The 22,460-nt window shown below is 36.7% G+C and carries 9 protein-coding genes; 6 read left to right on the plus strand and 3 right to left on the minus strand.

The genetic code is table 11. The annotated features are described in order from the left end of the window. The first annotated feature begins 9 nt into the window (after positions 1–9). Positions 10–3,960: a C1 family peptidase gene (locus TL18_RS04385; RefSeq protein ID WP_067041893.1), complete on the plus strand. Its 3,951-nt coding sequence runs from the start codon at positions 10–12 to the stop codon at positions 3,958–3,960. A gap of 17 nt (positions 3,961–3,977) precedes the next feature. On the opposite strand, the gene TL18_RS04390 is transcribed toward TL18_RS04385, so the two are convergent. The 3 genes from TL18_RS04390 to TL18_RS04400 are packed head-to-tail and all read right to left on the minus strand — an operon-like array spanning position 3,978 to position 6,020. Next, positions 3,978–4,688, minus strand: coding sequence for a thymidylate synthase (locus tag TL18_RS04390; RefSeq protein WP_067041896.1), 711 nt, complete (start codon positions 4,686–4,688; stop codon positions 3,978–3,980). 60 nt (positions 4,689–4,748) lie between these two features. Next, complete coding sequence (locus tag TL18_RS11285; RefSeq protein WP_067041902.1) at positions 4,749–5,321, minus strand: sugar O-acetyltransferase; 573 nt, start codon at positions 5,319–5,321, stop codon at positions 4,749–4,751. 9 nt (positions 5,322–5,330) lie between these two features. Continuing rightward, the gene (locus TL18_RS04400) at positions 5,331–6,020 is read right to left on the minus strand and encodes a hypothetical protein (protein ID WP_067041909.1); all 690 of its coding nucleotides are present in this window, start codon (positions 6,018–6,020) and stop codon (positions 5,331–5,333) included. A 103-nt stretch (positions 6,021–6,123) separates the two neighbouring features. Between TL18_RS04400 and TL18_RS04405 the strand changes: the two genes are divergently transcribed. From TL18_RS04405 to TL18_RS04420, 5 genes are all read left to right on the plus strand, one after another. Next, positions 6,124–6,915 carry an ion channel gene (locus TL18_RS04405; RefSeq protein WP_067041912.1) on the plus strand — a complete coding sequence of 264 codons (792 nt, stop codon included), beginning with the start codon at positions 6,124–6,126 and terminating at the stop codon, positions 6,913–6,915. Between the two features lie 156 nt (positions 6,916–7,071). Further along, positions 7,072–7,644: an XRE family transcriptional regulator gene (locus TL18_RS04410; RefSeq protein WP_067041914.1), complete on the plus strand. Its 573-nt coding sequence runs from the start codon at positions 7,072–7,074 to the stop codon at positions 7,642–7,644. Positions 7,645–7,672: 28 nt separating this feature from the next. Then, positions 7,673–7,828 carry a hypothetical protein gene (locus TL18_RS10965; protein ID WP_156064572.1) on the plus strand — a complete coding sequence of 52 codons (156 nt, stop codon included), beginning with the start codon at positions 7,673–7,675 and terminating at the stop codon, positions 7,826–7,828. Continuing rightward, positions 7,825–9,489, plus strand: a complete 1,665-nt coding sequence (locus TL18_RS04415) for an AMP-binding protein (protein WP_067041919.1) — start codon at positions 7,825–7,827, stop codon at positions 9,487–9,489. The genes TL18_RS10965 and TL18_RS04415 overlap by 4 nt, the downstream gene beginning before the upstream one ends. 847 nt (positions 9,490–10,336) lie before the next feature. Next, positions 10,337–22,453: a Cna B-type domain-containing protein gene (locus tag TL18_RS04420; protein ID WP_082706372.1), complete on the plus strand. Its 12,117-nt coding sequence runs from the start codon at positions 10,337–10,339 to the stop codon at positions 22,451–22,453. Positions 22,454–22,460: the final 7 nt, after the last annotated feature.

Raw genomic sequence — 22,460 nt, forward strand, 5'->3', positions numbered from 1 at the left:
GGTGTTATTTTGAAGAAAAAATTCATAATTATATTGTTTATAGCGCTTATGTTTGCCATTCCGGCAACGTTTGCAGCCGACAACCAGACAATGCTTGAGCTAAATGATAATGATGGTAACCTATCAGCTTCATACTATTTTAATCCGAATGCTGAAAACGACAATGGAGACGGGTCAATTAATAATCCATATAAGTACCTGACATGGGATAGAATCCGTGACAATTCCATTCTTCATCTGAAAAACGGTGAATATGATTTGGGAAATAGGTATTCAAACATCTATAATGTAACATTCCTCGGTCAAAACTGCGATAGGACAATTATTAAAAATGCAAGATTCACTGTTCAAAGCTCAATTGTTATTAAGGATTTGACATTGACATCCTCAGTCATCTCCAACAATGGAGATATAAATGCAAGAAATGTGATCTTTAAGGATTCATATTCCACTTCAGGCGGAGGAGCCATAAGCTCTACAAATTCGAATTCGCTTGTAAAAGTGTATAACTGCACCTTCCTGAATAACAGCGCCAAATATGGCGGTGCGATATATATGAGCAAGGGTACTCTATCTGTTTCCAATTCCATTTTCAGGGATAATCATGCGCAGCTGTTCGGCGGAGCCATTGCATGTGAAAACAATGTGGATGGAGCCATTTTCCAGTCAAACTTCTTGAATGACTATTCCGTAAGTGATGCTGGCGGTGCAATTTACGTGAGCGACTCCTTGAAGTTCATTGCAAACAGGGTAACTCTGACAAACTGCAGCGCTACCTTTGGAGGGGGAATAATTTCCCTTAGCACAAATCTTACATTGAAAAACAGCACTGCTAAAAACAACAGGGCAAAATATGACGGAGGGGCAGTCTATCTGATGTATCGCTATTTCACTCTTAGAGATTCCAATTTCAACAATAACACAGCAAACAACGGTGGAGCGCTATATGTTGACGGCGCCGACATATTCAATATCTATTATAATAAATTCATAAATAACAAGGCCCAAAACACTGCCGGTGCGGTTTACTGTCTTTTAAGCGACATATTCTATGATTCAATTTATGATTCTCGACTTGGAAACTCATTTTCAAACAATAAGGCGAAATATCAAAACAATGCATATCAGACCGATGATGTTGATTTAAGTATTGGCAGTGGGGATTATACTCTTCTTATCAAAAAATCACCTTCAACTGAGTATATTCCTATAAAATATGATTTAAGAGATTTAAATCAGGTTACAAGCGTTAAAAATCAGGAAAAAGGTTCAAACTGTTGGGCATTTGCGGCCATCGGTTCATTGGAATCCTGCATCCTCAAGGCTATGAGCAAAAATTATGACTTTTCCGAAAACAACATGATAAATCTAATGTCAAAATTCTCCGACTATGGATGGAACATGGCTACTAATGACGGTGGATATGATGATATGGGCATAGGATATCTGACCAGCTGGCTGGGTCCTGTTCTTGAAAGCCAGGATGAATATTCTCCGATAAACACAATTTCTCCTGTTTATAATAGTCTAAATCATATTCAAAATGTATTATTCCTAAAACGCAGCGATTATACTGATAACAATGATATCAAGTTGGCAATCAGGAATTGCGGAGGTGTTGCAACAAGCATCTATTGGAGTGGTTCATTCATCCAGAACCAGAAGAATTATTACTATGATGGTGGAAACACTCCAAATCATGCAGTCGTAATTGTCGGATGGGATGACACCTATTCAAAATCAAACTTCAAGTCAACACCCCCTGGTGATGGGGCATGGATTATCAAGAACAGCTGGGGAACTTCAAGCGGTGAAAATGGTTATTATTATGTATCATATTATGACACTAAATTGGCACAAGTCAACAAATCCGATGTCACTTATACGTTTATTTTAAACGATACTATCAAATACGATAAGAATTACCAATATGATATACCAGGCAGGACAGATTTCTTTATAAATTCATCAAATGTAGTATGGTATAAGAACAGGTTTACCGCAACAGACAATGAATACCTTACTGCCGTTTCAACATATTTCCAAAAGGCAACCGACTGGATCGTATACATATATGTCAATGGCCAAAAGGTTCTCACCCAGTCAGGAAAATCCCCTTCAAGCTATTCTACAATAGAACTTAATAAGTTCATCCAGATAAATAAGGGTGATGTTTTTGAAGTCGTATTTAAGATAACCGTTGACAATGAAGCGGGCGTTCCGATTTCAGAAGAAGTTTCACTTAACAAACAGCTCTATAAAGAAGGCATATCCTACATCAGCTATGACGGCAAAACCTGGAAGGACCTATATGATTTGACATGGTCATATTCAACTCACACATATGCATCACAGGTTGCATGCATCAAGGCGTTCACAATCCTCAATAAGATAGTCCCAAAGATTACATTATCCGTAAATGAGGGAGATACACCATGGCTGATATCAGCAAATGTGAAAGATTCTTATGGAAATCCGGTCAAAACAGGAAAAGTCACTTTCACGGTTGAAGATGAGACAGTTACCTGCAATGTAGTCGATGGATACTGTGAACTTGCCCATATATTCACAACCGTAGGCGAAAAGGCGATTACTGCAAAATTCAGCCAGAGCGGCTATACAAGCCCAACTTCAAAAATCAAGGTGAATGTTACTCAAATTAAGGATGAAATGTTTTTGAATATCAAGACTAATGTCTTGGATGCGAGAATAAATGTCATATTAACCAGAAACGTTGATGGAACAGCATATTTCATCATCAATAAACATAACTATCAGTGCGATGTTGTAGACGGCAGGGGAGTTCTGGAGATGAACAACTGCTACTATGGAAAGTACAATGTCATGGCCTATATGAATCCGTCTGAATTCAAATGCAGCAATGTGACAGATTCCTTTACAATAGACTATCTGCAGACTTACATCAAAGCAAGCAACATGAAGAAATATTATGGTAGTTCAAACTCCTATTCAATCACATTGGTCGACAAGGCCAAAAAGCCTATTTCCAATAAGAACGTTGACTTTACAGTAAACGGAATTACAAAAAGGGTCAAGACCAATGCAAATGGTGTTGCGACAGTTTCATTGGCCAATCTGAACCTTGGAAGCTATAAGATTGACATAAGCTGTCCCGGCGGAGGTAAGTACCTGGAATCTGAAGCGTCAAAAACCATCAATGTACTATCAACAATCAGCCCATACGCAGATCAGTATACCTATAACGCCAACTATTTTGTCTATTTCCTGAATTCAAACGGTGCAAAGCTTTTGAATAAGCAGGTTACAATTACAGTTTCCGGCCAGATATATACATACACTACTGACTCATCAGTCGGAAGGGCAAGCCACAGCATCAAACTGGATTCCGGCACTTATCTCTTTATGGTGACAAATACCGTAACCGGAGAAGTCTTGGAACATAACGTCAAAATTGTTCCAAGAATCAGTGAAAATGCCGATTTGGAAATGTATTTCGGATCTGGAGACTCCTATACAGTCAGAGTCATGGACAACCTTGGAAATACTGTTTCAAATGCAAAAGTGGAGTTCCATGTAAACGGCCAGACCTATTACAGGTACAGCGACAGCTACGGATACGCATCCTTGAAAATCAGTTTGAATCCTGGAAAATACGAAATTTCTGCAGTTTATAAAGGCTTTACAGTTTCAAATATGGTTACAGTCAACCATATTATCGAAACCAGCGATTTGAATGTGGTGAAGGGAACCAATGCAACATTTTCCATAAAGCTGGTCAACGCCAAAATCAGGGGTGATGTCTTGAGAAACAAGGATGTCACAATCAAGTTCAACGGCAACACATATGTCGTCAAGACAAACAGTAACGGAATCGCAACATTTATAGTGGTGGCAGATGACAGTTTAATCAGAGGCTATCACGATATAATTACCTCTTTTGCAAAGGATTCTGTTACAAATAAAATCAGGGTAATATAATAAGGTTTAAAAAAACCTTATTTATTTGCTTTTATTAATTTACGGGCTGCTTTTAAGTCAGTATTATAGATATGTCCGGATGTTGAGTGATAATGCACTCCACCGAAGTTCAATTTTTCACCGACGATTTCCTTGTTGACTTCCTCTTTCATTTTAAGACCCAAGTAGGCAATGAAAAACATGTTTGAGTAAAATGCTCCGAAAATGTCATTGCTTCTGAAAATACAGTGGATTGTCAATTCATTGTCACGCACAAGGCATTGGAGGAATTGAAGGCATGGAATATCTTCTTCTTCAGCATCTTCGATTGGATTGATTGTAACTGCTACAGCACGGTTTGAACCGGTAGCGGTCAGGATTCTTTTTTTCATGCTTTCAAATTGATTAATGTCAAAATGTGCGAAGATACGGTTAGGGTAAGTGTAGACAAATCCTTGGGTGTTGTTTATGATATCAGGGTCTTCTACGGATTGCACATATTGGTATAGCGCATCGCTTTTGATTGGGCATCCTTCAATGTCGAACTTTCCGGATTTGATGTCGTCAAGCATCATTTCTGTTGTGTAGTTTTGATACTTTGCCCTGAATTTCAAATCCATAGGGTCGTCGATTATATAGAAATTCCCTAAACTTTCAACCAAATGGTGATTTGAGTCCTTATAAGTTTCCTTTCCTTCCTTCAAGATTTTTTCCACGAAATCTAAGTAACATTGATTAATACTTAACATAATAACAGTCCCTTTAAATTATTCATATCTATGTCTTTAATCTAATATAAAGTATGACTTTTATTCGTCATCAATTTTTTTAATAAGTTTTGCGGGAATGCCGCCGACAACACTATTGGGGCTGACGTCTTTTGTCACAACGGCTCCTGCAGCTATTACTGCTCCCTCACCGATTGTAACGCCGGGCAATACTGTAACATTGGAACCTAACCATGCCTTATCCTCAATATGTATGGGTTTAGGGTACATATCAACTCTTTTGCTAGGTTCAAAAGCATGATTCAATGTCAAAAGACAGGCATTATGGCCGATTAACACGTCATTTCCTATGTAGATTCCACCCTGATCCTGCATCTTGCAGCCTGAATTTATGAACACGTTTTCGCCGATATGGATATTCTTGCCGAAATCAGTGTTGAAGGGAGGCATCACTCTCAATGTAGGGTTTATTTGGGTGTTTGTAAGTTCGGCGAATAGTTCCTGAATCTCTTCAGGAGTGTGATACTCACAGTTGATTTTATGGGTAATGACTAATGCCTCATTAAGCTTTTCAGTCATGAACTCATGTTCCTTGGAACCGCCAACAATCCTTTTACAGCTTTTAACATAATCCAAATATTCTTCTAGTTTCATCTTAACACCTCATGTGTATCTAACCATCAGTTCAAATAGCTTCATTGTCTTGAGAGTCGCCTCAAAGTCAGTTATGTCTTCCGGAATCTCATATACGAATGTAGGATATCCCGCCTGGGCAATAGGCTTTGAGACAAGCACTGCTGAAGTTGACTTGTATGTTTCATTTCCTGTCACTGGATAGTATCCGAACTCTCCGGTTTTGTTAATTGTTTTGGCAATCTTTACTGATGCATTGTCCATTTCAGGGGTTGCCAGATAGTATCCCTCACCGTATTCCGGGATGTGGGAATGGCTTATTATTACGCAGTCGGCATCTGAAGCTGTAACGTCAGGGTTTACATAGTCATGAACAAGGCTTTCGCCGTTGGCACGCCCGTTCTGGTAATCTTCAGGATCCTTTGTCACGTTTACTTGATAGTGTATGACCTTAACGTCATCATTTCTTTTTACAAACTCTTTTGCGGCCTTGATTTCGGGCTCTATTGACAATGTTTCCCTGGGATGTATTCCTGTAATCAAAGCTATTGTGTGGTTTGAGCTTTCGTTTCCGTATATGATCTTTTCAACGCTTCCCAAGTCATTTTCATCGCATGATTTGTAGGTGATTTCTATCTGGTTTGTAAATTCATACAAAGCAAAACCGCCTATAACCAAAAGCAGTAAAACGACTATAGCTATTTTTGTTTTCTTTTGCATGTTTCACCTGATTGATATTTTGGCCTCATGAATTTTTAAAGTTATTCATAAAACCTAAAATCTTATTATCCACTTTTATTAAATAATTTATATGAGGTAAACTATGGCATTAAGTCTCAAGGTTAGAAGCTTTTTATATACGATTATGGACTTTTTAATTCTTTCAGATCTCATATTGATAGTTATTTCACTGTTTTCCAATGTTTCAATTCATCTGATAAGTTTCATAACCGTATTTGACGTATTTGTCTGTATTATTCTGCTTTTCAACATATTTTATAAATTCTACCAGGCAAAAAACAAAAAGCGATTTATCAAAAAACATATCCTTGATTTTATAGCTTCCGTTCCATTTGAATTGGTTTTGCCGGTTTTCATATTATTAAGGTTTTTATTGCTGACAAGGCTTTTCGACTTATTCAGGTACTCCAAAACGTTTGGAAAATACTTCTCCAACTTGAACCTGTTTTTTGAAAATACCAAGATGGATATTCTTTTAAGGTGGATTATCTTTGTAGTAATCATTTTCACATTTACATTGTATTTCCTGGATCCTGGCTTGAATATATTCGAAAGCCTATGGTTTGTCCTTTCCACATTGACAACAGTCGGATATGGGGATATCACTCCGAATACCCAGTTTTCAAAATTCATTTCCCTTGTGCTTCTTATATTGGGAATCTTCATATTCTCAACATTTACAGGTGCGATTTCATCATATTTCACGGATAAGATATTGAATATCGATTCTGATGTTGAAGACGGCCTTGCAGAATTGTCTGAAAAAGTGGATAAGCTTGAAAATGAGCTTGCAGACATTAACGGACGATTGGAACTGGCCAATATCGAAAACCAGAAGCTTCATGAAAAGATTGATGAGCTTCTTAAAAAATGATTTGTTCCATTTATATAGGATTATTCCTTTTTTGTTTATTTTTTGATTTGAAATTGGAATTTTGTTTAATTTCAAGATACTTTTAAATATCTTTTTGAATATAGTTATATATACTTAAATCTTTTAAGTAAAAAAATCCAAAAATGAGTGAAATATATGACAAATGAAGACTTTGCAAAAAAAATCAAAGACATTAGAGAAAGACAGAATATTAGCATCGAAGAACTTGCCGAGAGAAGTGGCGTAAAGCTTGAGGTTTTAAAAGCTATGGAAGCAGGTGAAGTAATTCCATCACTCACACCACTGACAAAAATGGCAAGGGCTCTTGGCGTGCGCTTAGGCACATTCCTGGATGACACCCCTGAACTCGGGCCTGTCGTTACTAGAGGCGGAAAAACCGAAAACTCCCTTTATTTCTCTGGAAGGGAAGATGTGACAAACGCAACAAACCTTGAATTCCACTCCTTAGGAGCAGGAAAAATCGACAGAAACATAGACCCGTTCTTAATTGACATTGAATATGAAGAAGGAGAAAAGGAATTATCTTCCCACGAAGGTGAAGAATTCATTTATGTATTAGAAGGGCAAATTGAAGTAATCTATGGAAATGAAACATACACTATTGGAGAAGGCGACACAATCTTTTACGATTCAGTAGTACCGCACCACCTTCACGCAACCGGTGAAGACAAGGCAAAGATACTTGCAGTGCTATACACTCCATACTAGAACAATATGATAGAGAGGACTTGATAAAATGTTTGAAAGAGTTATAAAACAACAGGAAAGAAGTAATGATGCGTTTAGATTTTTCACTCTTGGATTGGATTTGCGCGGTTTGCTGTTGGGTTTGCACAAATGTTTTATTGGTCTTGAAAATGCAGAAACTGAAAAAATGGAGGTTTTCCAATGAGTGAATTATTTACCGAACTCCCATTAGGGAAGTTCTTTGAAACAGTGGTTGAAAGACAACCTGATCATGAATTTATCGTTTATCCGGACAGAAACTTAAGATTTACCTATAAAGAATTCAACGAAAGAGTTGACAATCTGGCAAAAGGAATGCTGGCTTTAGGAATCAAAAAAGGAGACCATGTGGGAATATGGGCTAAAAATGTTCCCGAATGGCTCACATACATGTTTGCAGTTGCAAAAATCGGTGCTGCAATAGTGACAGTCAACACAGCTTACCAGTCACATGAACTGGAATATGTCGTCGGACAGTCTGACATGAAAGCGCTGGCAATGACTGACGGATTTAGGGACACAAGCTATTTCGACATCATAAACGAGCTTGTGCCAGAACTCAAAACCTGTGCAAGAGGCCATCTTGTAGCTGAAAAGTTCCCAAATCTAAAATACATCTTCCATGTAGGCCAGGAAAAGCACCGCGGAATGTACAATACCAATGAATTATTATTGCTGGGTATGAGCTATGACGAAGAGGAATATCAAAAGATAAAGGACTCAGTCACCCAGAATGATGTCATCAACATGCAGTACACCTCAGGAACAGAAGGTTTCCCTAAAGGGGTAATGCTCACTTCACGTAACATCGTAAACGACGGATACTACATCGGGGAAAACATGAACTATACAGAAAAGGACAGGCTGCTCCTGCAGGTTCCTCTTTTCCATTGTTTCGGTACAGTTTTAGGGGTTATGGCAGTCATTACTCACGGTTCAACAATGGTCGTTTTAGAGGAATATGACCCTCTTCTGGCCATTTCATCAATCCAGAAGGAAAAGTGCACATCCATCTATGGTGTTCCTACAATGTTTATCGGCATGATGAACCATCCTATGTTTGAGATGTTTGACATGAGCTCACTTCGTACCGGAATCATGGCAGGTTCAACATGTCCTGTCGAAACCATGAAGGATGCAATCGAAAAGATGAACATGAAGGAAATCACAAGCGTATACGGGCTTACCGAAGCGGGTCCTGGTTTTACACAAACCAATGCCGCCGATTCATTCGAGAAAAAGATCAACACCGTAGGGCGCAAGTTCCCTCATATCGACGTTAAGATCATTGACCCTGAAACCGGTGAAGAGGTAGGGCCTGGCGTAACCGGTGAGATAATGTGTAGAGGTTTCAATGTCATGAAAGGATATTACAACATGCCTGAAAAGACCGCCGAAGCTATTGAGCCTGACGGATGGCTCCACTCAGGAGACCTTGCGACAGTCGATGAGGATGGATACTACTCAATCGTCGGACGTATCAAGGACATGATTATCAGAGGCGGTGAAAACATCTATCCTCGTGAGATTGAAGAGTTCCTCTTTACCCACGAATGCGTGCAGGACGTTCAGGTCGGAGGAATACCTGATGAGAAATACGGTGAAATCGTCGGCGCATTCATAATCAAGGAAGACGGCTTTGATGATGTAACCGAACAGGATATCCGTGACTTCTGCATAGGATCCATTGCAAGGTATAAGGTGCCTAAATATGTGTTTTTCGTTGATGAGTTCCCGCTTACAACAAGCGGTAAGATTCAAAAATACAAACTGGGCGAATTAGGTCTTAAATTATTGGAAGAACGTCGCCAAAGAGGAGAATTATAACTTCTCTTCAACTTATTTTTTTTATTAAATCTTGTATATATTGCCTAATTCAGAACTAAAAAAAAGTAATATATTTACAACTTCGTTATTTTAGGCATTCAAAAATATTAATTGTTTAAAGCAAGAAGAAGCAATCGTTTTCAATGAAGTTTATTTATGTCGGTTAAAAATTAGCGTATTACTTTTTGCGATTTTTAGATATTTGAAGAGTGATGTTAAATAATCAGTTTAAGCCGTTTAAATCTAAAATCGAGAATTCTTAAAACCTTTTTATTATTCGTATTTCATTAATTTTTAATAGTTTCTTTATCAAATTGAATTATAATATATTATAATGCGACTATTTTTAAAGTGTTGCTATCATGTATTATTATATGCATTAAGAGGGGCTGATATCCCTTTTGCCTCAAATTTGAATTTTTTAATTTTCAGTTTATTTTTGTATTGCTGCCTGAAAAACGCTTAATTTTCACATTTAATATTATTTAATTTTTTTTAAAAATGTATCTTTTTGTTCAATTTGATTATTATTTTTTTAGACAATATTCGGTATTTATCTTAATTTTATATGAATTAATTAATTATTTGGCCTGAATTAAATTGTAAACTTTATATATTATTTTTCTTTAATGTTTTAATGTAAAAGAATTTTTTGTAATTTGGCGTTTAAAGGAATATAAACACTTTTTTACAAAAACCGAATAATTATAAACATTTTTCATTAAAATGTAATAATTACTTTACATTCTTTTATGATTTAATCAGTTGATTAAATTGGTATAATAAATTTGATTTATTATATGGGTAAGTAAAAAATTGTGTTCATAATGGAGGAGATAATATCGAAATGAAAAAACCAATTCTATTTATTTTGATATTATTCTTGTTCGTATCTTTAGTAGGAGTAGTTAATGCATCGCAAGATCCGACAATGAATAATATGACATTGACGACTACGAGTGACGACATGTCGGATTCGCTGTCGGGTGAATCTGCGATGGATAAGCTACAAGTTAGTAACGATGATGAGATTTTAGCTGCTAATGTTGATTTCACTGGTTCAACTCTGAATGACCTTCAAGAATTTTTGAATTCTGGACAAGTTCAAGCTGGAGATACCCTTTATTTGGGTAATAAATCAATTACAACTAATAATTGGGAACCTTGGAATTATAGAATCAATATTAATATTCCTAATATTGTAATTAGTGGGGGAACTAGCAGTAATCCTGATAGTTTTTCATCTATCATTGCACCGGGGAATATATTCATATTAGAGGCTAGTGGAATTACTATAAAAAACATAAAATTTACAAATACATTTGATAGTCAAGAAGCGAATTGCAAAGCAGTTGATATTCGAAATTCCAATTGTAATATTGAAGATTGTACTTTTGAAAATTTTATGGGGCCATATGGTGGAGCTATAAGTGTGAATTCTGCCGCTACAAATACTAATATAGATGGCTGTAATTTTACTAATAATAGAGGTATATGGAATCCGTATGGCGGTGCAATTTATATTGACGCTTCAGATGTTAAAGTAAATGATTGTAATTTTGAGGGTAATTCCGCGCAATATGGTGATGCAATTTATTCCAATAATGCAAACAGTCAAATTTCTGACTGTACTTTCAAGGATAAGAACGGTTTTACGGTTACTGAGGGAGTATTATCCTTAAAATTAACTATTAAATCAGATTATTCTAATGTTATTGGGGGAAATGCTCAGACAAGTAACCTTAAGTTCTGGGACGGTTCATCATATAGGAATAAAGATGATATTCCAACATGGCCTATCGTCCAAGGCTCTAATCAAAACGTTTCAGTTCAAATCAGCGATTCAAGCGGCGTAATTTACGAAGTCAGTGGAGTGACCGATGAGAATGGAGTATTCATATGTAATTATGGTCATCTTCCTGAAGGAAGCTATACATATAGGGCTACATATTCGAACAATGGCACTTCAACTGTTATAGATGGCAGCTTTGAAATTACTGCAGTAACAGGTAACAGATTTTCAGATATTCAAACTGCAATCAATAATGCACAGGCTGGAGATGTTATTCTTCTAAATGATGTCACTTATACAAATGATATAGGAAATGAGGGTATACGAATCGATAAACCTATTACAATCATCGGTCAAGACGGCACTGTTTTGGATGCAGGGGGACTTTCAAGGATATTCGATATTCAGCAGAATATTAATGGCGTTACCCTTGGAAACATCGATTTCAGGAATGGTCGGGTAACTGACGCTAATGGTGGTGCTATTCGTGTTGGAAACGGTTGTGGTAACATTATCATTTCCAATTCAAACTTCACAGAAAACCATGTTTTATTCCAAAACAACTATGATCCGGAACAGTGTAATGGTGGTGCAGTTTACTTTGCAGGAAATTGTCATGATGTTGAAATTACAAACTGTAATTTTGTAAATGGCACATCATATAACGGTGGAGGCATCTTCATTGATGATGGCTCACATGATTTCCTCATAGATAACTGTAATTTCACAAAAAATCATGTTGACAACAGAACTACAGGTGACCTGTATCAAGGTGATAAAGATGGTCACGGTGGTGCCATCTACATTAGCCCAAATGCTGACAGAGGTACTATCAGCAATTCAAACTTCATCAACAATACAGCTGATATAAGTGGTGGAGCAATTGATAACTATTACGGACATGATTGGGTAGTTATCAACTCAACATTTGTTGAAAATACCATTATCAATTTAGTTGATAGGCAGGAGGATATCGACTTCGGTGCGGGAGCTATCTGGTGTTGTAACTCAGTAATGAACATCACAAATTCCACATTTGAAAGGAATGTAGGGGGTTATGGTGGTGCATTAAGAGGAGCATTCAATGTTTATGATTCCACATTTGAAAATAACACTGCTGCCAATGGTAATGGTGGAGCAATGGATGTAGCTGTTGTTAGTGATCTTGCCATGAAATTAAATCTTAAATTCGTTAATAGTACATTCAATAATAATAATGCTAAAGGAAATCGTGATGAAAATAGGTCCGAAGGTGGAGCGATCCACATCTTTGATATATACAGTATCAATATGACCAACTGTACCTGTATCAACAACACCGCCGACAGGGGAGGAGCTGTTGACTTTTATCAATTGGATTATACTAATGTGGAAAATTGTACTTTCCTCAACAACACTGCTTTCCATGAAGGTGGAGGTCTTGCGATTTTCTGTCATAACAGTACCTTTAAGGACAGTAATATATCCAACAACAGTGCAGGTACCGATGGTGGTGCTATTTGGATTATAGGAAATGATGCCAAATTCATAAATGTAACATCAGTGAACAACAATGCATCAAGAGGCGGTTCCGCTTATATTGAAGGTCATGATATCCTTTTACAAGATTCCATCTTCAACAATAACAGTGCTATTAACAACGGCAGTGAAATTTCCGGTCGCGGTGGAGCACTGGACATTTTAGGTGACAACTGTAGACTTCTCAATGTAACCGCAAATAACAACAATGCATCCCTTGGTGGTGCAGCATTCATTCGTGGTGACAATACATCTGTGAGAGATTCCACTTTCGACGGTAATAACGCTACATTAAGAGGTGGTGGATTGGACATTGCCGGTAACGGTTGTACATTCGTCAATGTTGATGTATCCAACAACAATGCGTTCGACAACAACACTACAGACTCAGGTCTTGGTGGAGGTATCTACGTGGTTGCTGACGGTACAGTATTTACCAACGTCACAGCTGACAACAACACAGCTAAAAACGGTGGTGGAGCTTACATTAGGGGTAACAACATCATTCTTGATAATTGTACATTAAGTAACAATAAAGCAATCAACAACGGTACTGAAGACAGTGGTATCGGTGGTGGATTAGATATTGTCGGTAACGGATGTAATATGACAAATATTACTTCACTCAATAACTCAGCTTACCGTGGAGGATCAACATTCGTTCGTGGAAATAACACTAAAATAATTGACTGTAAACTTGACGGTAACAATGCTACCCTTAGAGGCGGTGGTTTAAACATTGCCGGTGAAAACTGTACAGTTACAAATGTTGAGGTTTCCAACAATTATGCTGGTCTTATGGGTGGTGGTATTTACGTAATTTCCGATGGAATTGTATTTACAAATGTCACTGCTGATAACAATACTGCTGAGCGTGGTGGAGGTGCTTTCATCAATGGTACTGGTGTGCATGTTTTAGACAGTGAGTTTAATAAGAATGAGGCTCGTTTCAATGCAAGCAATCCTAATTCATCTGGTCTTGGTGGTGGTATGGACATTGTTGGTAATGACTGTTACATTAACAATACTCATTCCAACAACAATACCGCTTACCGTGGTGGATCCACTTTCATTCGTGGTGACAACACTGTTGTTGAGAACTGTAAGCTGGACAATAACAACGCTACTTTGCGTGGTGGTGGTTTGAACATTGCTGGTGAAAACTGTAATGTTACAAATGTTGAGGTTTCCAACAATTATGCTGGTCTTATGGGTGGTGGTATTTATGTAGTTTCAGATGGAACAACATTTAAGAATGTCACTGCTGATAATAACAGTGCTGAGCGTGGTGGAGGTGCTTTCATCAATGGTACTGGTGTGCATGTTTTAGACAGTGAGTTTAATAAGAATGAGGCTCGTTTCAATGCAAGCAATCCTAATTCATCTGGTCTTGGTGGTGGTATGGACATTGTTGGTAATGACTGTTACATTAACAATACTCATTCCAACAACAATACCGCTTACCGTGGAGGTTCCACTTTCATTCGTGGTGACAACACTGTTGTTGAGAACTGTAACCTGACCAATAACAACGCTACTTTGCGTGGTGGTGGTCTGAACATTGCAGGTGACCATTGTACAGTAAACAACATTAACGTATCCGACAATCATGCAGGACTCATGGGCGGAGGTCTTTACATATTATCCAACGGTACCACAATAAATGGTATCACTGCTGATAAAAACAGCGCCGAACGTGGAGGATCCGCATTCATCAACGGTTCAAATGTTAAAGTACTCAATGGTGAGTTGAACAACAACAGAGCTAACTTCAATGAAAGCAGAAACGACACTTCTGGTCTTGGTGGCGGATTTGATATTGTAGGTGACAACATCTTGGTAGATAATGTCCACTCAAACAACAATACCGCTTACCGTGGAGGTTCTACATTTATCAGAGGAAACAACGTTACAGTTTCAAATTGTAACCTGGACAATAACAACGCTACTTTACGTGGTGGCGGATTGAACATTGGAGGTGACAACTGTACCATTGAAAATGTATCTCTATCCAACTGTCACGCTACCGAACAAGGTGGGGCAGTTTATGTTATTGGACAGGATAACACATTTAAAAATGTAACTTCTGTAAATAACACAGCTAGAAACGGTGGTTCATCTTATATTGAAGGTGATAACAATACTGTTAGGAATTGTATCCTGGACAATAATAATGCTACAGTAAATGGTGGTGGATTATTTGTCAATGGTCACAATTGTACTTTTGAAAATGTGGATATATCAAATTGTAACGCTTTTGAGGGCGGTGCTGCCTACGTTAGTGGTGATAATGCTCATTTTGATAACATTACATCCAAAAACAACACCGCTATAGATGCTGGTGGTTCAACAAGTGTTCATGGAAACAATGTCACTGTTGAGAATTCCATTTTTACAAACAACAATGTAACTCAGGGTGCAGGTGGTGCAATTTCAGTCAATGGTCATGAATGTGATTTTATAAATAACACAATATCTTCTAATGAAGCATCAAGTTTCGGTGGTGGAATTTATGTTATTGGAAATAACTGTACATTTTCAGACAACAGAATATCCGATAATGATGCTAACTTCGGTGGTGGAGCCAGCGTATTCGGACAAGATACAAATTTCACCAACAACAACTTTACATTTAATGAAGCCCACACAAGTGGTGGAGCGGCATATGTATCAGGTGAGGATGGAGATGAAATCACTTATTTCACCAACAACAATATTTCATCAAACCATGCTGGATCAAACGGTGGTGGAATATGCGCTGATTATGAAACCTTGAAATTAGACCAAATCTATGGATATAACAATACCGCTCCAAAAGGCGGTTTTGCAGATGTTATTAATGGTTATGAGGTAACTGTTGAAAACTCAACATTCATCAGCAATCATGCATTAGGAGATATAGCCGACGGTAACGGTATTGGAGGCGGTTTCCTAATAACCGGTTCAAATAATGTCGATGTTCAGGCCGATTTCTACAACAACACTGCAACTAACGGTTCAGCAATTTATGTAGGAGACACAACAGGCTTAAGCATACATGACTCAAGATTCTATGATAACCAGGCACATTCCTATTATCTTCTTGCAGCTCCTGAAAATGGTACTGTATATGATGTGGATGATGAAAAAATTGTTAAATTCAGCCATATAGGTGGAGACAATATTGCAAATGCAATACATAACCGTGATGGTGAAAGTGCTATAACAATAAGAAACATCACATTCCCATTCTATCATAACGGAGTATTGGAGGACAGGACAACACCTAATGAAGATTTAATACCTGTTTTAGGATATTCAAATTTCAACGGAACCAACATATACATTGATGATTTGGAAGATAATCAGGTTATATACTATGAAATATATAATAATGAAACCGGCGCATTTATTAGAAACGGCTCTGCAAGAACTGACATTGATGGAAGTATCTCAATTGACGTTTCTGATTTGGGTGTTGGAGTATATCTTATCAAAGCATGGTATAATGAAACAACCTATTATACAGAAATCAGCAATGAAACAATCATAGTCGTCGTTGACAATTATGATCCTAACATGACAGTTGGAAAAGATTCATTGAATGGTACTGGAATCTTATATGTAGAAGACATTGTTGCATTCAATATTACTGTATTCAACACAGGTAATCGTGTCTTAGGAAATGTAACCGTAAACGAGATTTATAACAGTTCCGAATTGGAATACTTTGACCACACGGATAAGGCATTATGGAACAAGTCAGGTGATGTTTTCACATATCTAAATGATTTGGGCATTGGTGAAAATGCTACATTTACGATTTGGTTTAGAACATTAACCAACGGTACTTTGATAAATAATGTGACAGCCAAGTCAAATATTACCAACGAGACCAATTCCAGTGCTAATGTGACTGTCTACAATAAGATAACAATCAATGTTACTAAAATCTGGAATGACAGCAATAATCATGATGGCTTCAGACCTCAAAACGTAACCTTTGTGTTATATGCTGACGGTATTGAATATGCCAGAAAGGTATTAAACGGTACCGGTAACGTTTGGACCGGTAATTTCACTGATTTACCAACTGTTAACAGTGACGGTACAGAGATTGTTTATACTGTTGATGAATTGCCTGTTGCTAATTATAATAAAACTGTAACTAACAGCAGTCTTGCTAATTATACTATTACTAACACTCGTGTTGTTAATTATACCAGTGTGAATGTTACTAAAGTTTGGGACGATGACAATGATCATGATGGTTTCAGACCTGCTAACGTGACCTTTGTGTTACTTGCTAATGGTAATGAAACTGCTAATGTTACTTTAAGTGGTACTGGTAATGTTTGGAACGCTAGTTTCACTAATTTACCTGTTTATGCTAATGGTAGTGCAATTGTTTACACTATTAAAGAGTTAACAGTTGAGTACTATAATTCCACTGTAACTAACGCTAGTTTGTCTAATTACACTATTACTAACTCACGTATTGTTGAGTATACAAGTGTGAATGTTACTAAAGTTTGGGACGATGACAATGATCATGATGGTTTCAGACCTGATAATGTGACTTTCGTGTTACTTGCTAATGGTAATGAAACTGCTAATGTTACTTTAAGTGGAGCTGGTAATGTTTGGACTGCTAGTTTCAATGATTTACCTGTTTATGCTAATGGTAGTGCAATTGTTTACACTATTAAAGAGTTAACAGTTGAGTACTATAATTCCACTGTAACTAACGCTAGTTTGTCTAATTACACTATTACTAACTCACGTATTGTTGAGTATACAAGTGTGAATGTTACTAAAGTTTGGGACGATGACAATAATCATGATGGTTTCAGACCTCAAAATGTTACCTTTGTGTTACTTGCTAATGGTAATGAGACTGCTAATGTTACTTTGAGCGGAACTGGTAATGTTTGGACTGCTAGTTTCAATGATTTACCTGTTTATGCTAATGGTAGTGCAATTGTTTACACTATTAAAGAGTTAACAGTTGAGTACTATAATTCCACTGTAACCAACAGCAGCTTGTCTAATTACACTATTACCAACACACGTATTGTTAATTTCACTAGAATTAACGTTACTAAAGTTTGGAATGATAGTGATGATCATGATGGTTTCAGACCTCAAAATGTGACTTTCGTGTTACTTGCTAATGGTAATGAGACTGCTAATGTTACTTTAAGTGGAGCTGGTAATGTTTGGACTGCTAGTTTCAATGATTTACCTGTTTATGCTAATGGTAGTGCAATTGTTTACACTATTAAAGAGTTAACAGTTGAGTACTATAATTCCACTGTAACCAACAGCAGCTTGTCTAATTACACTATTACCAACACACGTATTGTTAATTTCACTAGAATTAACGTTACTAAAGTTTGGAATGATAGTGATGATCATGATGGTTTCAGACCTCAAAATGTGACTTTCGTGTTACTTGCTAATGGTAATGAGACTGCTAATGTTACTTTAAGTGGAGCTGGTAATGTTTGGACTGCTAGTTTCAATGATTTACCTGTTTATGCTAATGGTAGTGCAATTGTTTACACTATTAAAGAGTTAACAGTTGAGTACTATAATTCCACTGTAACCAATGCTAGTTTGTCTAATTACACTATTACCAACTCACGTATTGTTGAGTTCACAAGTGTGAATGTTACTAAAGTTTGGAATGATAGTGATGATCATGATGGTTTCAGACCTGATAATGTGACTTTCGTGTTACTTGCTAATGGTAATGAGACTGCTAATGTTACTTTGAGCGGAACTGGTAATGTTTGGACTGCTAGTTTCAATGATTTACCTGTTTATGCTAATGGTAGTGCAATTGTTTACACTATTAAAGAGTTAACAGTTGAGTACTATAATTCCACTGTAACCAACAGCAGCTTGTCTAATTACACTATTACCAACACACGTATTGTTGAGTTCACAAGTGTGAATGTTACTAAAGTTTGGAATGATAGTGATGATCATGATGGTTTCAGACCTGATAATGTGACTTTCGTGTTACTTGCTAATGGTAATGAGACTGCTAATGTTACTTTGAGCGGAACTGGTAATGTTTGGACTGCTAGTTTCAATGATTTACCTGTTTATGCTAATGGTAGTGCAATTGTTTACACTATTAAAGAGTTAACAGTTGAGTACTATAATTCCACTGTAACCAACAGCAGCTTGTCTAATTACACTATTACCAACACACGTATTGTTGAGTTCACAAGTGTGAATGTTACTAAAGTTTGGAATGATAGTGATGATCATGATGGTTTCAGACCTGATAATGTGACTTTCGTGTTACTTGCTAATGGTAATGAGACTGCTAATGTTACTTTGAGCGGAACTGGTAATGTTTGGACTGCTAGTTTCAATGATTTACCTGTTTATGCTAATGGTAGTGCAATTGTTTACACTATTAAAGAGTTAACAGTTGAGTACTATAATTCCACTGTAACCAACAGCAGCTTGTCTAATTACACTATTACCAACACACGTATTGTTGAGTTCACAAGTGTGAATGTTACTAAAGTTTGGAATGATAGTGATGATCATGATGGTTTCAGACCTGATAATGTGACTTTCGTGTTACTTGCTAATGGTAATGAGACTGCTAATGTTACTTTAAGTGGAGCTGGTAATGTTTGGACTGCTAGTTTCAATGATTTACCTGTTTATGCTAATGGTAGTGCAATTGTTTACACTATTAAAGAGTTAACAGTTGAGTACTATAATTCCACTGTAACTAACGCTAGTTTGTCTAATTACACTATTACTAACTCACGTATTGTTGAGTATACAAGTGTGAATGTTACTAAAGTTTGGGACGATGACAATGATCATGATGGTTTCAGACCTCAAAATGTGACTTTCGTGTTACTTGCTAATGGTAATGAGACTGCTAATGTTACTTTAAGCGGAACTGGTAATGTTTGGACTGCTAGTTTCAATGATTTACCTGTTTATGCTAATGGTAGTGCAATTGTTTACACTATTAAAGAGTTAACAGTTGAGTACTATAATTCCACTGTAACCAACAGCAGCTTGTCTAATTACACTATTACCAACACACGTATTGTTAATTTCACTAGAATTAACGTTACTAAAGTTTGGAATGATAGTGATGATCATGATGGTTTCAGACCTCAAAATGTTACCTTTGTGTTACTTGCTAATGGTAATGAGACTGCTAATGTTACTTTGAGCGGAACTGGTAATGTTTGGACTGCTAGTTTCAATGATTTACCTGTTTATGCTAATGGTAGTGCAATTGTTTACACTATTAAAGAGTTAACAGTTGAGTACTATAATTCCACTGTAACCAACAGCAGCTTGTCTAATTACACTATTACCAACACACGTATTGTTAATTTCACTAGAATTAACGTTACTAAAGTTTGGAATGATAGTGATGATCATGATGGTTTCAGACCTGATAATGTGACTTTCGTGTTACTTGCTAATGGTAATGAGACTGCTAATGTTACTTTGAGCGGAACTGGTAATGTTTGGACTGCTAGTTTCAATGATTTACCTGTTTATGCTAATGGTAGTGCAATTGTTTACACTATTAAAGAGTTAACAGTTGAGTACTATAATTCCACTGTAACCAATGCTAGTTTGTCTAATTACACTATTACCAACTCACGTATTGTTGAGTTCACAAGTGTGAATGTTACTAAAGTTTGGAATGATAGTGATGATCATGATGGTTTCAGACCTCAAAATGTGACTTTCGTGTTACTTGCTAATGGTAATGAGACTGCTAATGTTACTTTGAGCGGAACTGGTAATGTTTGGACTGCTAGTTTCAATGATTTACCTGTTTATGCTAATGGTAGTGCAATTGTTTACACTATTAAAGAGTTAACAGTTGAGTACTATAATTCCACTGTAACCAATGCTAGTTTGTCTAATTACACTATTACCAACTCACGTATTGTTGAGTTCACAAGTGTGAATGTTACTAAAGTTTGGAATGATAGTGATGATCATGATGGTTTCAGACCTCAAAATGTGACTTTCGTGTTACTTGCTAATGGTAATGAGACTGCTAATGTTACTTTGAGCGGAACTGGTAATGTTTGGACTGCTAGTTTCAATGATTTACCTGTTTATGCTAATGGTAGTGCAATTGTTTACACTATTAAAGAGTTAACAGTTGAGTACTATAATTCCACTGTAACCAACAGCAGCTTGTCTAATTACACTATTACCAACACACGTATTGTTGAGTTCACAAGTGTGAATGTTACTAAAGTTTGGAATGATAGTGATGATCATGATGGTTTCAGACCTGATAATGTGACTTTCGTGTTACTTGCTAATGGTAATGAGACTGCTAATGTTACTTTGAGCGGAACTGGTAATGTTTGGACTGCTAGTTTCAATGATTTACCTGTTTATGCTAATGGTAGTGCAATTGTTTACACTATTAAAGAGTTAACAGTTGAGTACTATAATTCCACTGTAACCAATGCTAGTTTGTCTAATTACACTATTACCAACTCACGTATTGTTGAGTTCACAAGTGTGAATGTTACTAAAGTTTGGAATGATAGTGATGATCATGATGGTTTCAGACCTGATAATGTGACTTTCGTGTTACTTGCTAATGGTAATGAGACTGCTAATGTTACTTTGAGCGGAACTGGTAATGTTTGGACTGCTAGTTTCAATGATTTACCTGTTTATGCTAATGGTAGTGCAATTGTTTACACTATTAAAGAGTTAACAGTTGAGTACTATAATTCCACTGTAACCAACAGCAGCTTGTCTAATTACACTATTACTAACTCACGTATTGTTGAGTTCACAAGTGTGAATGTTACTAAAGTTTGGAATGATAGTGATGATCATGATGGTTTCAGACCTGATAATGTGACTTTCGTGTTACTTGCTAATGGTAATGAGACTGCTAATGTTACTTTAAGTGGTACTGGTAATGTTTGGACTGCTAGTTTCAATGATTTACCTGTTTATGCTAATGGTAGTGCAATTGTTTACACTATTAAAGAGTTAACAGTTGAGTACTATAATTCCACTGTAACCAATGCTAGTTTGTCTAATTACACTATTACCAACTCACGTATTGTTGAGTTCACAAGTGTGAATGTTACTAAAGTTTGGAATGATAGTGATGATCATGATGGTTTCAGACCTGATAATGTGACTTTCGTGTTACTTGCTAATGGTAATGAGACTGCTAATGTTACTTTGAGCGGAACTGGTAATGTTTGGACTGCTAGTTTCAATGATTTACCTGTTTATGCTAATGGTAGTGCAATTGTTTACACTATTAAAGAGTTAACAGTTGAGTACTATAATTCCACTGTAACCAACAGCAGCTTGTCTAATTACACTATTACCAACACACGTATTGTTAATTTCACTAGAATTAACGTTACTAAAGTTTGGAATGATAGTGATGATCATGATGGTTTCAGACCTCAAAATGTGACTTTCGTGTTACTTGCTAATGGTAATGAGACTGCTAATGTTACTTTGAGCGGAACTGGTAATGTTTGGACTGCTAGTTTCAATGATTTACCTGTTTATGCTAATGGTAGTGCAATTGTTTACACTATTAAAGAGTTAACAGTTGAGTACTATAATTCCACTGTAACCAACAGCAGCTTGTCTAATTACACTATTACCTAACTCACGT

It is taken from the genome of Methanobrevibacter sp. YE315, from assembly GCF_001548675.1.
Classification (GTDB): domain Archaea; phylum Methanobacteriota; class Methanobacteria; order Methanobacteriales; family Methanobacteriaceae; genus Methanocatella.

Excerpts from the sequence above, each read along its gene's own strand:
- TL18_RS10965 (WP_156064572.1), top strand. The coding sequence starts at position 7,673 with ATGTTTGAAAGAGTTATAAAACAACAGGAAAGAAGTAATGATGCGTTT.
- TL18_RS04400 (WP_067041909.1), bottom strand. The coding sequence starts at position 6,020 with ATGCAAAAGAAAACAAAAATAGCTATAGTCGTTTTACTGCTTTTGGTT.
- TL18_RS04420 (WP_082706372.1), top strand. The coding sequence starts at position 10,337 with ATGAAAAAACCAATTCTATTTATTTTGATATTATTCTTGTTCGTATCT.
- TL18_RS11285 (WP_067041902.1), bottom strand. The coding sequence starts at position 5,321 with ATGAAACTAGAAGAATATTTGGATTATGTTAAAAGCTGTAAAAGGATT.
- TL18_RS04390 (WP_067041896.1), bottom strand. The coding sequence starts at position 4,688 with ATGTTAAGTATTAATCAATGTTACTTAGATTTCGTGGAAAAAATCTTG.
- TL18_RS04405 (WP_067041912.1), top strand. The coding sequence starts at position 6,124 with ATGGCATTAAGTCTCAAGGTTAGAAGCTTTTTATATACGATTATGGAC.
- TL18_RS04410 (WP_067041914.1), top strand. The coding sequence starts at position 7,072 with ATGACAAATGAAGACTTTGCAAAAAAAATCAAAGACATTAGAGAAAGA.
- TL18_RS04415 (WP_067041919.1), top strand. The coding sequence starts at position 7,825 with ATGAGTGAATTATTTACCGAACTCCCATTAGGGAAGTTCTTTGAAACA.